A 13,159-nucleotide genomic window follows, 5' to 3' on the forward strand; every position below is an offset into this window, starting at 1 on the left:
TTCGTTACGCATATTAAGTTGGTAATTTATACAAAATGAAATATGTTGATGAATTTTGGATAGAGTTTTAACGAAAAAATAAGATTTCCCCAAAAGATTTTATTTTAACAACCTGGTATCAAAACAAAACGGTTCGACATCAAGAAGTTTTACTTTATCAAATTTAGGATGCATTGGATTGACAAGAAGATTTTTTTCTTTCGGAATTATAATACTAGGGACTTTAAGTCCTAGATATTGTTCTTCTGCGATCCACGGCATCACAAAGTTTTGAATCTCGATAGGTACAGGAATTTGATTCCAATTATCTGATATCTTTTCTATGTCTATTGTAGTAATTAATGTATCAGGAACTTCTATAGTAGCAATCGACATATCATCTGGAAAATATGCAGCTGGCAAATGAGCCAGTACTTCGAGAGCAGAAAGTGCTGCTGTAGTACTAGTATACAAAACAGCGACTCCTTTAGGGTTCCATCTTCCTCCTACTGTTTTTGCTCCAATTCCGGTAAGGTCTTTTATATATTTTTGTTTAGCTATTCGATATACTCGCATTAGGCAAAAATTCCATGTTCTATTCTAACTAATTCTTCATTAAGTAACTGAAAACCAAATGTAGTATCTAATAATTCTTTTGGTTTTTTCATGGCTAATGCCACACTTGGATGCCCCATCCAGTCTTTAAAACGAGAAAGGTCTCCAAAAATATTTTCTCCTTTTGCATAAAGCTTAGCCAACTGTAATACTCTAGCACTAGCTTCTGTTCCTAATTTTTTATTTAAATCATAACGCTGGATAGTGCGTTCAGACATATGAAGTATATGTGCCAGTTCTTTAAGATCGAAACCAATAGTCTTTGCAAGATGTAGCAATGCTTTTTTATCTATCCCATTTCTTGATAGTTCAATAAAATCATACATATTACGTAAAGGGATATCTATATTTAGGTATCGTAATAAACCTTTATTTTCGAAACTATCAAAATCTAATGGAGATACTGCACTCATAGCTATATAATTTACGACAAAAATACAAAAAAAAATGACAACTGTCTCAGTTTACTGTTAAAATTGCATCTAATTGTGGTTTTACCTCATTTAATCGTGCTTCCATAGACCTAACTGCAACAGTCGACAGGTATCGGCCTAGTGGTAAAACTGGTTTAATCATAAGAACTTCTTCTTCCTTATTTTCTGGTTCTGAGAAAGAAAGCGGTATCATGGTTGGCTGTAATTTTATGATATACTTACTCCCCAGTTTTTTGATAATTTCTTGAGTATGTCCATATCTAACATTCTGCAAGGTTGTTAAAGGAGCTTTATATTGTGTTTGTGTTTTTATGATTTTACGCTCCTCGCTATTAGCAATAATAATATGTTTGATGTTGATCTTATCCTGCAACTCGGGGAAAGAATCTCGTAATACATTTCTAAAAACTTCTTCAACCCCTTTGGATACTATACCTCCTACATTATCATAATATCCTGCATCTGCATATTGATCAGAATATTGTTTATCCGAAACAGAAGTTTTTTTTACCTCTCCTACCGGGGTTATATAAGGAAACCCAGCATTTATACGCATTGCAGTTGATAGTCCTATAGAGCTATCGGGATAACTTTTTTGTAAATTTTCTATAAAATCTCTCATCCCCGTAAGTGGTCTTAGATGTGCATATTTAACAGGGCTTATTACATTATAGTTTCCTGTTTGTGTATGTGTAGTATTAATAAGTAGAAGTGGTGCGGTTCTCTTCTCTTCTAACTTGTTGGTACTATTGTTATAAAAAGATAAAAACTCTTTCTGCAGGATATCTTTATCTGACTCTTTAGAAAAGTATTTTTTATATGTATGACTCCATTGTTCTTCTAACAACTTCCCTCTATTTTTAAAACGAAACAAACTTGTTGTTTCCTTAAACAGATCTCTACCTAATAGTGATAGTAATGAAACTGATAAATAATTTTCTTTGTATACCGCACTTGCTTTATATTTCAAAGCCGGGTACCCATCAGTCGACTTCGTTTTAAAGTTAGCTTTTTTGTTATTATACATTGCAAGTTGCGCTTCTGCAAAAAACATAGCATTACCTACGCTTCCTCCCGATGCTCCTGTTAAGGACAGTAAATTTTCCTCAAAATAACTTCCATTAGACTTCTCATATAAATAACTATGCACTAAAAAAGACCAAAGTCCAGCTCTGGATCCTCCTCCTTCTGATGAAACCAAAAGAGCAGGAAACTTACCTTCTCTCTTTTCTATGATATCAATTCTATCTTTTATCCATTGATACAGATATTGCTCCATATCAGGTCTCTTTACTTCAGAAGGTTTTATAGTAAGCTGGTAATGATCTGAACTCTCTGAAAAAAGTCTGGAAGAAAATAAACATAAAACAACAATTATAGAAAACAAAGGTAGTTTTAGCTTTTTACCCAAAAGAATTAACACAAAACTTATCATGAATAAGCTTAATAATGATAATGTTAAAATTGATAAAGGGTTTATTCTACTAGCCCATTCGGGAACAAAATTAAGTGCAAGAAAAGAAAACAATAAAGTAAAACCCGAAAAGAGAACAATCCCATAAAAGAGTTTTTGGGGAAATTCTTTTAAAAATCGATAGCTATTAAACGATAATGTAAAGAAAAACAAAGCCAGTGCACAATTAGACAGAAAAAGATTTCCTAAATCTTTTTCTGTCTGAGTATTTAAAGTACCCAGCGATATAATAAAAACGATTAACCCTACAGATAATAGAACGATAAAAGCATTGGTCTTGGGAATCTTATTAATAAATTCCTGCATATGACCATATATAGTAGGTTCTGATAATAGAAAAAGAAAAAAGGTACAGTAGATAAGTGTATCTGTTGGTTCTAAAAAATTAGTATAGATATTATCAAGTTCAAAAAGCTTCATTGCATTAAGGATACTTAAAGCAGAAATAATTAGTAGTAAAAGTGCTAATATTCTTGGCAGTACTTTTCTCATATGTACCCTAGCCAAATAATGATATCTCACCGATTTATTTCTCTCCTGAAATTTATAATGTTGATTAGGAACAAATCCAATTAAGTTAGAAAACGAAATATCCTTATAATTATAATAGTAGAAATACTTTGGTATATTCCAGATTAAAAATGCTGAAACCATAAGTAAGAAAAAATACAAAGGTACTTCAAACAAAAAGGCATCTGCTTGATTAAGAATTAGCAATAAATCTATAGTCTGAGGAAAATGCCATAAAGCAAAATATAAAGCTAAAATAAGGAAGAGGCTAATTAGGTTATTAGATAACTCGCTTAACAGTATTTTAAACCATATACTAAATTGTTGAAAAAACAACAACAGTTTTACCATTTCTGAAATAATTTAGGTTTTAAGAATAAGAATATAAATCTAATGAATAAAACGAATACTCATATCTAAAAGTATTTTAATTTATTATTCATTAAAAAACAAACAAATATGGGGGTTACTTTTAAAAAATGTTAAAGAAAACTAAAAAAGATAATTTTATTAAACTACCTGTAATTAGAGGGGCATACGTGATTTTCACCTCTTAATCACAAATAAAAATCAATATTAAACTCAAAAAATTTACGTTTTTCGCATAAAATGTTGTATATTGTCGTTGATTTTGTGTTTTACACCGATAAAAAATCATTTAAAGTAAGTTATTACTTACAAAATTGAAGTTCAACCCCAAAACCAAACTTTATGAAAAAATTTCTACCCTTATTAGCCTTGTTATTAACAAGCATAACATTTGCAAATACTAAAATTGACATTTCTTATAAGTTAATGTCGGTAACAGAAAACACTGTAGTTGATGGTTTGGACGAAAATTCTGAAGAAGGTGTTATTTTCATTACAGAAAGTTTACATCTTGAAGCTGGAGTACGTATTAAAGTAAGAAACGCTTGTTTAATAATTCTAGGTGATTTAACAGGTAATGGTATTATTGACATTGATGATACAGCTACCGTAACCTTAGAAGGAGAAGAGCAAGGAAGAATTACTTTTATCAATAGATTTTTGGCAGATGATACCTGTCAACAAACTACAGATCAAAAAACTTTTAAACATATAAAAGAAGTTCCTCAAGGACTTAAATATAGTCTATACAACATGTCTGGAAGATTACTAGACAAAGGAGAAGTAGATGATTATATTCAAAATTATATAGACCCAAAGACCTATTTAATTAAAATAGATGGATACAAATTAAAAAAGATAATTTTCAAAATGTGATTTAATCATTAAAAGTAAGGTTTAAAATCCACGGCAATCCCCTGTCGTGGATTTTTTTAAAAATACTCTAATCTCCCGTTATATAAACCCTTAAAACATTGCTTAATATTTCAAAAAAAAACTATATTTAGCATGTATTCTCCCTAAGCTTCCCTAAATACTGCCAGTTTTTTAGATAATAAAGAACGTAAGAGCCCAACCAAAATAATTATTATGGCACAAATATCATGGTTCAAATCTGAAGCGGCTAGATATACTTTTTATGGGATATCTTTTGGGTTTGCATTTCCTATTCTCGCCACAAGTATTGATATGGCTAGGCTTGATCTCGAATTCTCATGGCAATCTATCGCTTATGTACAAAGAAATTTTCCTATTCATTACATCATAGATACTGCTCCTCTATTTCTAGGCCTATTTGCTATGTTTGGAGGTAGAAACCTAGATAAATTAAAAGAAAAAAATCAACAAATCTTAAAAGCCTCAAAATTTAAACAAGAGTTCCTGGCCAATATGAGTCATGAAATCAGAACTCCCATGGTTGGAGTTATAGGTATGATTGATTTGCTTTTTAATACTACAGAACTTAATGATCTTCAGAAAGAATATGTTAGTACAATTCATCAATCCTCTCATAATTTATTAGAAATCTTAAATCAAATTTTGGATCTATCAAAAATGGAAGAAGGAAAATTTAATTTATCCCCTACTCCCATTAATCTTAAAAAGCTAATCCATCAAAATGTAGATCTCTTTTTGGCCACCGCAACGGCTAAAGAAATTAATTTAATTCCAAAATATTCTGAAGAATTACCCGAAAATATAATGGCAGATGGTAATCGCTTAAATCAAGTTATTTCTAACCTTATTGGTAATGCCATAAAATTTACTAATAGCGGAGAGATCCATATACAAGTTTCTGTAGTAGCTCAAAAAAATGATTATTTAACTATTAAAGTAGAAGTGATCGACTCTGGTATTGGTATTGGTAAAAAAGATCAGGGAGCGCTTTTTAGTCGTTTCAGTCAATTTAATGAAGCATCAATTCTCTCGGGACAAGGAAGTGGACTAGGGCTTTCTATATGCAAAAAACTAGTGGATCTAATGCAAGGCAAACTTGGTGTAAAAAGTGAACTCGGAAAAGGCAGTAATTTTTGGTTTACTTTTAAAACAAATATCATCGATACATCAATTTCTATAAAAGAAAATAAAGTACCTACCCGTGTAAAGAAATATAAATATGGTTTACATGTACTGCTAGTAGAAGATTCTGAAACCAATATACTGGTATCTAAACAAATTCTAAAATATCTTGGTTGTACTGCAGATATAGCAAAAAATGGAAGACAGGCAGTCGACATGTTTAAAGAAGATACTTATGACCTTATTTTAATGGATATCAATCTACCCGAACTTAATGGTGTTGAAACTTGTAATCTAATTCGTAAAAACCACAAAAAAGTTCCCCCGGTAATTGCATTAACCTCTAATGCATTACCCGGTGATGCAGAGCGCTTTATCGCCAAAGGCCTGGATGATTATATCACTAAGCCCTTTACTACAGAAATTTTGAATATTAAACTCAAAAACTGGTTCGGAGATCATTACGGGTATCATTAATTGTATTTGAAGTAATCCAAAATTTAACAAAAGCTACTGTTTTAACGTATTGACATCAAATTTCTTCGGTAAAATTTCTTACCTTGTAATATAGGATTAAGCTCTTTAAAAAAGAAATTACAACCAAAAAACTCGAGCTATGAACAAAAAAAGTATTTTTTTTCACAATAGATATACCACCTTTCTATTGTTTATTTTGCTAACTATCTCATATTCTGCTCACATACAAGCATTCACTTATTTTCAGGATAGTAGTCAAGATAATACCAATTATAATGAGTACAAAGGATATATACTCGATAGTGAAAACAAAAGGCCTCTAATATCTGCATCTATTGAAGTAAATGAAACTAATATTTCTACAGTTACAAATGATGAAGGAAAATTTTCGTTAAAAGTTCCTAAGGATATGGCTAATAGAAAAATAACAGTCTCTTATCTTGGATATAGAGATAAAGTAATTATGTTATCCAAATTTAATGGTAAAGAGTTAAAAATAAAACTCAATATCTCTATTACCGAATTATCCGAAGTTAATATTGACCCAAAGGATCCAAATGCACTTATACGTGAAGTAATAAAGAGAAAAGGGAGTAATTATCTTAATGAAAAAAGTATCATGACTGCTTTTTATAGAGAAACTATCAAAAAACGCAGAAGCTATGTATCGCTTTCAGAAGCTGTGGTAGATGTCTATAAAAACCCTTATGAATCGACAAAAACAGATATCATTAAACTTTTTAAAGCTAGAAAAAGTGCCAACTATAAAAAATTAGACACATTAACATTAAAATTACAAGGAGGGCCTACCAGTACACTTTATATTGATGTGATGAAAAACCCTGAGATTCTTTTTACTAAAAGTATGACTGATTTTTATGTTTTTAGTTTTGATAAGTCTACAAAAATCCATGATCAATATATTTATGTATTAAATTTTAAACAACGTCCATACATAAAAGAACCATTATATTATGGGAAATTGTATATAGATGCAGAAACATTAGCAATGACCAAAGCTGTCTTTAGTCTTAATATGGAAAATAAAGAAGAGGTTAGTAAAATGTTTGTTAGAAAAAAACCGAAAAAAGCAAAAGTATACCCTACCCAGGCATCTTATACAATTGATTATCGTCAAAAAGATGGAAAATGGTATTATGGTTATGGAAGAATTGATCTTGTCGTAAAAATTAACTGGAAGAAGAAATTATTTAATTCAGTTTATAAATTAAATGTAGAAATGGCGGTAACAGATTGGAAAAAAAATATCAATAATGAAACCGTTAAAGTAAGAGATCAATTAAAATCTTCTGTAGTAATTAGCGATGAAGCGTCGGGGTTCTCTGACCCAGTATTCTGGGGTGAATATAATGTTATAGAACCCGAAAAATCTATAGAATCAGCAATCAAAAAAATAAAAAGACAACTGCGAAAATTAAACTAAAAACAGAACAATTTGCAATCTAAAAAGAGTATGTTTTTCATACTCTTTTTTTATTAAACTCGTAGCATTAATCTAGTAATAGATAAAATTCACTCAACAATTTTATTATTTTTACACCTGGGAAAACAAAAAGATTGCAACAATAAGCAATCTAAAGAAGTCAATTAAGTTATATCGTTAAAATCATCTAATGAAAAAAATACAGAGTTTTGTACTTTTTTACATACTCACTTGCGTAGTTTATACACAAAAACGTATGGATTCTCTTGCTGTTAGAGAAGATTTTAGGATTTTTGAAAATATCCTTAAAAAAGGACACCCCAGTTTATATGAATATATTGATCAAGATTCTTTGGAATATATTTTTGAAGTCACAAAAGAATCCCTAACTACAACAGATTCTGATATAAAATTATATCAAAACATGCTGGATGTTACAGATAGAATAAAAGATGGACATCTTTCATTTTTTGCTCCCAATACCATAAAAACAGATCAATATTATTTCCCTTTGATTCTTAAACTAATAAATACAGAGTTTTATACCGATACCGATGATTTTGATATCCCGATAGGCTCAAAAATTAATCGAATCAATGGAAGAAAAACTTATAAAATTTTACAACACCTAAAGAAATACGTACCAAGTGACGGCTATAATCTCACTCGAAAATATAGAGAAATAGAATTGAAATTCGGGTTATACTTTGCATATGAATATGGTATTGAGAAAAAATTTAGCATCGACTATACAGAACCAGATGGTGCAGAAAAAAATAAAATATTACCAGCAGAATCTTTTGTAAACGTAAGACTTAGAAACACCAAGCGTAATTCTTATTTTGCTTCATATCATAACCAAGAAAACAGTTTTGACTACTTTGATACATTTATCAATAACAAAAGCCCTTTTGTGTATTACAAAGAAGACTTAAATACGGCCGTCGTAGTGGTCAATTCATTTAGAGGAGATCTCAGAATTTTTAAATCTAATCTAACAAAAATCTTTAAAGAAATTAATAAAAAGAAAATTAGTAATCTTATCGTTGATGTTCGACAAAATGATGGAGGTTTTAGATCTAATGCAGTACATTTATTCTCATTCATCACCAACAGTGTATTTAAACAGATAACTAGTGAATATGTGGCTTCACTTACTGTTCCCGAACGAAAACATGTCACCAAGACCTATCTTAGTGAAAAGCATTTTTTAAAAGATAAGTTTTATAACCATCCTATATATGATGGATGGAAACTAATTTTTGATGATATGGAAGCTCTTATGGTTCCTGATAAAGATAGATTTCGAGGAAACGTATATGTGCTCGCGGGGGGAGCAACTTTTTCTGCCGGATCTGCCTTTGCATTAAATGTTAAAAATGACCCTAACATTATTTTGGTAGGAGAAGAAACCGGTGGTGGATATCACTTTTCTAATGGAGAGTTTCCTGTATATTACGAATTTCCTAATTCCAAAATAATTATGGTAATGTATATGGAAAAAATCAACCATTATGTAATAGACAAAAGAGTTCTTAAAGGGTCTGGTGTACTCCCAGACAGGCAAACTATATTTTCTATTGATGATCTAATCTCTGGCAGAGATCCTGACCTGGATTATGTGCTAAAATTGATTCGGGGGTAAGTAAAATCACCCAATATATGTATTTACACTGGTGACTAACTCGCAAGAATTATGCAGCATTTGCTTAAATCTTAACGCAAGGTGTTCATCGTTAAACTTCATCGCCTCACTAATACTGTTAGACAATACCAGTTCACCGATAAGATATTCAACAAAATAACTTTGATCATCTGTTAGAAGTACATATTCTGTCATACGATAATTTATTTTCCGAACTATATTTTATAATGGTACAACCTCATAAAGTTCGAAGGTAAAAATAAGTTTAAAACCTGCTCAAAAAGATAAAAGAGCAGAATACTTTTACACAGAAGTATTAACAATTTCATCTTACACTTAAGTCATAAATATTATTGTACATTCTAATACCATCTTGATTGTTTATCAATTTTTAAAAATTCTAAATGGTATTTACTTACTACAAATACTTTAAATTTGTTATTGCACTAAAAAAGTAATCCTATATGTCAGTAGACAAACTAGCAAAAGCCTACATTAGTATTGATAAAGCAAATGCAAAAGACCCAAATAAGGAAAAAGTAAATGATGTATTTGTTCCCAAAGAATTAATCTATGGGCAACGAATGACTGATACTATTGAAAAGTTTGAACCAAATGCTCCCGAAGCTCTTAAACTTGCTGCACGATCGCAGCATATTTGCAGGTGGGAAATCCCTCGCAAAAATTATGCAATGGATCGTATTGGTTATTTAAAATGGAGAGAAGAACTAAAAAAATTTCATGCATTAAAAGCCTCAGAGATTCTCGATGAGGTTGGTTATGATATAGAAACGATTAACCGGGTATCTTTTTTGATTCAAAAGAAAAAATTAAAAAAAGATCAGGATACACAAACTTTAGAAGACGTGATCTGTCTCGTTTTTCTTAATTTTTACTATGAAGATTTTCTGACTAAACATACCGATCAAAAAGTAATAGATATCCTTCAAAAAACCTGGCGTAAAATGTCTGAAAAAGGTCACGAATCTGCACTACAACTTTCCTATTCAGAAAAAGCTTTAGACTTAATTAAACAAGCATTGAGTAAAGATTCCTGACCTATATTAAAGTTTAGCTTTTTTTTTAATGACTTCGTTGCGATAGTAATCAATAATTCCATCAATGGGTCTTCTTACGATATTACCAACTTTTAGGTGATATGGCCATACTGCTGCTCTTATAATATCTTCACTAAAATGAGCTATCGAACCAATAAAGTGTATAGGTACATGTTGTGATTCTGGAAAACACAGGACCCTGGTCTCTATAAACTCCTGAATACCTTCGGTAATAATTTTATAAAAATAGCCGTTGCGCTCACTGGTAAAAATAAATTCTGCAAAAGAAGCCAAATATGTATTAGGATTTTCTCTTTTGTATAAGTTTTCTTTAATTGAATCTGAAGAAAGGTCAAAACGTTTTTCAAATTCTGATGCTATTTCGGGAGGCATTCTTTTATAGTAATAATCGCGTATTAGTTTTTTTCCAAAGTGATTTCCACTAGCCTCATCCATAAGAATATACCCCAGAGAATCTACCGACATATGAATATCTTCGCCATCAAAGTAACAACTATTAGATCCTGTCCCTAAAATACATATAATCCCTGGTTCTGTTGTAGCGGCATACACTGCTGCAACCATATCTTCTTTAACGATAACTTCTGCACCAACAAAAAAGTCCTCAAAGACTTTTTTCAACATTACTGCTGGTTTTTTTGTACCGCATCCTGCTCCATAAAAATGAACAGTATCAATTTTATCTTGATAGGAAGAAAGTTTGTCGTTTTTTCTAACTCTTTCTTCTAAGAGAGATTTTTCGAATACAGCAGGGTTTAACCCTTCTGTACGGGTTTTAAAAACGATTTCTCCTACATCATCCAGAAGAATCCAATCGCATTTAGTAGAACCGCCATCAGCTAATAAAATCATTTAAAAAATTTGTTATGTGGTTAGCAAATAGAATAAATACTAACATTTATTCTTTTGAATTTAATATGCTATCATCTCGAGCGTAATCGAAAACTATTAATTCTAATTACTATTTTTTAATTACGCTCAGATAGCCAATACTATACGTTATATAATACTTTATAAATTACCTACATGCATTGATAAATCAACCAACTTAGTAGAATATCCAAATTCATTATCATACCAGGATATCAGCTTAAAGAAATTCTCATTCAGTGCTATTCCTGCATTAGCATCAAACACAGAAGTTTGTGATTCTCCCACAAAATCCTGAGATACTACAGCTTCTTCTGTATATCCGAGAATACCTTTTAATTCATTTTCTGAAGCTTTCTTTACAACAGCCTTAAGTTCTTCATAAGAAACCGACTTTTTAGTTTTTACAGTAAGGTCTACTACAGAAACATCTACCGTAGGTACTCTAAATGCCATACCTGTTAATTTTCCTTTTAAAGCAGGAATCACTTTGGTAACTGCTACTGCGGCTCCTGTAGTAGAAGGAATAATGTTATTTAATGCGCTACGTCCTAATCTATAGTTTTTTCTCGACGGAGAATCTACCGTAGATTGTGTAGCTGTAGAAGCGTGTACTGTGGTCATCAACCCTTCTTCTATACCAAAATTATCATCTATAACTTTTGCTAACGGAGCTAAACAATTTGTAGTACATGAAGCATTAGAAACAATGGTATCAGAAGCTTTTACATCGTTATGATTTACTCCCATTACAAACATTGGAGCATCTTTTGAAGGAGCAGAAATCACTACTTTCTTAGCTCCTGCTTTAAGATGAGCATCTGCCGTCCCTAATGTTGTGAAGATTCCTGTACAATCCATAACTACATCTACTCCTACAGCACCCCATTTTAGATCTTCTGGATTACGTTCGGCGGTTACTCGAATTTCTTTTCCATTGACAACAAGGTTACCATTTTTGACTTCGATAGTCTCATCAAATTTCCCGTGTACCGAATCATATTCTAATAAATAAGCTAAATGCTCTACATCTAATAAGTCATTAATCGCTACTATCTCTACATTATCACGTTTAGAAGCAATTCTAAAAGCAATTCTTCCAATTCTACCGAAACCGTTAATTCCAATTTTTAACGTACTCATATTTAAAAATTTAGTTGTTTTATTAATTTATACTGACTGTGGTTATACTATTCAAAATTATACAGAAGTGATGTCTGCTACTTTTATCAATCCATCATGTTTATGAGGTCTTTTATCTAATGCAGTTTTAAGAGGTACAATAGTAACCACCTTATGAACAATCCCAATCATTACTTCACTTTTACCATCTAATAATGCTTCGACTGCTCCTACTCCTAGTTTACTGGCTAATACACGATCATAACAACTTGGTGGTCCACCCCTCTGGATATGCCCTAATACAGATACTCTTACTTCGTAATCATTAAGATTTTCTTCGACATATTCTCCTAGCTCAAAAATATTCTTGCCCGATTTATCCCCTTCTGCTACTACAATAATACTAGAGGTTTTCCCAGTTTTCTTACTTTTTCTTAGCGATTCTATAAGTCGCTCTACTCCCATATCTTCTTCGGGAATTAAAATTTCCTCTGCTCCTGCTCCAATTCCGGCATTTAAAGCGATATCTCCTGCATCACGCCCCATTACTTCGATTAAAAACAATCTATTATGAGAACTTGCAGTATCTCTAATCTTATCAATTGCCTCTACTACCGTATTTAAGGCGGTATCGTATCCTATAGTATAATCTGTACCGTTAATATCATTATCGATAGTGCCCGGGATACCTACTACCGGAAAATTAAATTCTTCTGATAATTTTAAAGCTCCTGTAAAACTTCCGTCACCACCAATTACAACAAGTGCATCGATACTATTTTTAACCAGATTTTCATATGCTTTCTGCCTGCCTTCTATAGTTCTAAATTCTTTTGAACGGGCAGATTTAAGAAAAGTTCCTCCTTTATTTATAACATTACGAACAGATCGTGCATTTAATACTTCGACTTCATTATTAATAAGACCTTCATATCCTTTATAAATACCAAAACATTTTACATCGTAATAGCTACACGCCCGAACTACAGCACGAATTGCTGCATTCATTCCGGGAGCATCTCCTCCCGAAGTTAGTACGGCTATATTTTTAACTTTTTTTGTCATTGAGCCAAATCTATCGTTATTGATAGTAATAACCTAATTTGCCCAAAAACTAAAACG

At 31.5% G+C, this 13,159-nt stretch carries 12 protein-coding genes; 5 read left to right on the top strand and 7 right to left on the bottom strand.

Annotated features, from left to right (window positions below; genetic code table 11):
• Positions 1-99: 99 nt before the first annotated feature.
• The 3 genes from NNH57_RS07220 to NNH57_RS07230 are packed head-to-tail and all read right to left on the bottom strand — an operon-like array spanning position 100 to position 3,363.
• The gene (locus NNH57_RS07220) at positions 100-555 is read right to left on the bottom strand and encodes an RES family NAD+ phosphorylase (protein WP_074409272.1); all 456 of its coding nucleotides are present in this window, start codon (positions 553-555) and stop codon (positions 100-102) included.
• Positions 555-1,007: a type II RES/Xre toxin-antitoxin system antitoxin gene (parS, locus tag NNH57_RS07225; RefSeq protein WP_025664116.1), complete on the bottom strand. Its 453-nt coding sequence runs from the start codon at positions 1,005-1,007 to the stop codon at positions 555-557. Before parS ends, NNH57_RS07220 begins: the two co-directional genes overlap by 1 nt.
• A 46-nt stretch (positions 1,008-1,053) precedes the next feature.
• Positions 1,054-3,363 (bottom strand): hypothetical protein, encoded by a 2,310-nt coding sequence (locus tag NNH57_RS07230; RefSeq protein ID WP_074409273.1) that lies wholly within the window; start codon positions 3,361-3,363, stop codon positions 1,054-1,056.
• Positions 3,364-3,723: 360 nt separating this feature from the next.
• Here NNH57_RS07230 and NNH57_RS07235 point away from each other — a divergent pair, with 360 nt between their 5' ends.
• From NNH57_RS07235 to NNH57_RS07250, 4 genes are all read left to right on the top strand, one after another.
• On the top strand, positions 3,724-4,257 hold the full coding sequence (locus tag NNH57_RS07235) for a hypothetical protein (protein WP_074409274.1): 534 nt from the start codon (positions 3,724-3,726) through the stop codon (positions 4,255-4,257).
• A gap of 213 nt (positions 4,258-4,470) precedes the next feature.
• The gene (locus NNH57_RS07240) at positions 4,471-5,877 is read left to right on the top strand and encodes an ATP-binding protein (protein ID WP_074409275.1); all 1,407 of its coding nucleotides are present in this window, start codon (positions 4,471-4,473) and stop codon (positions 5,875-5,877) included.
• 139 nt (positions 5,878-6,016) lie between these two features.
• On the top strand, positions 6,017-7,321 hold the full coding sequence (locus NNH57_RS07245) for a carboxypeptidase-like regulatory domain-containing protein (RefSeq protein WP_108809380.1): 1,305 nt from the start codon (positions 6,017-6,019) through the stop codon (positions 7,319-7,321).
• Positions 7,322-7,511: 190 nt separating this feature from the next.
• Positions 7,512-8,966 (top strand): S41 family peptidase, encoded by a 1,455-nt coding sequence (locus NNH57_RS07250; RefSeq protein ID WP_108809379.1) that lies wholly within the window; start codon positions 7,512-7,514, stop codon positions 8,964-8,966.
• Positions 8,967-8,972: 6 nt separating this feature from the next.
• Here the strand turns inward: NNH57_RS07250 and NNH57_RS07255 are convergent, their stop codons facing one another.
• Positions 8,973-9,161 carry a hypothetical protein gene (locus NNH57_RS07255; protein ID WP_025664110.1) on the bottom strand — a complete coding sequence of 63 codons (189 nt, stop codon included), beginning with the start codon at positions 9,159-9,161 and terminating at the stop codon, positions 8,973-8,975.
• A 269-nt stretch (positions 9,162-9,430) separates the two neighbouring features.
• Between NNH57_RS07255 and NNH57_RS07260 the strand changes: the two genes are divergently transcribed.
• Positions 9,431-10,024: a DUF4202 domain-containing protein gene (locus NNH57_RS07260; RefSeq protein ID WP_074409278.1), complete on the top strand. Its 594-nt coding sequence runs from the start codon at positions 9,431-9,433 to the stop codon at positions 10,022-10,024.
• A gap of 6 nt (positions 10,025-10,030) precedes the next feature.
• Here NNH57_RS07260 and NNH57_RS07265 read toward each other — a convergent pair whose 3' ends face one another.
• The 3 genes from NNH57_RS07265 to pfkA all read right to left on the bottom strand — a co-directional run bounded on the left by NNH57_RS07265 (position 10,031) and on the right by pfkA (position 13,102).
• The gene (locus tag NNH57_RS07265) at positions 10,031-10,897 is read right to left on the bottom strand and encodes an N-acetylglucosamine kinase (RefSeq protein ID WP_074409279.1); all 867 of its coding nucleotides are present in this window, start codon (positions 10,895-10,897) and stop codon (positions 10,031-10,033) included.
• Between the two features lie 159 nt (positions 10,898-11,056).
• Positions 11,057-12,058 carry a type I glyceraldehyde-3-phosphate dehydrogenase gene (gap, locus tag NNH57_RS07270; protein WP_074409280.1) on the bottom strand — a complete coding sequence of 334 codons (1,002 nt, stop codon included), beginning with the start codon at positions 12,056-12,058 and terminating at the stop codon, positions 11,057-11,059.
• 57 nt (positions 12,059-12,115) lie between these two features.
• The gene (gene pfkA, locus NNH57_RS07275) at positions 12,116-13,102 is read right to left on the bottom strand and encodes a 6-phosphofructokinase (RefSeq protein ID WP_074409281.1); all 987 of its coding nucleotides are present in this window, start codon (positions 13,100-13,102) and stop codon (positions 12,116-12,118) included.
• Positions 13,103-13,159: the final 57 nt, after the last annotated feature.

The organism is Aquimarina spinulae (assembly GCF_943373825.1).
Lineage (GTDB): Bacteria > Bacteroidota > Bacteroidia > Flavobacteriales > Flavobacteriaceae > Aquimarina > Aquimarina spinulae.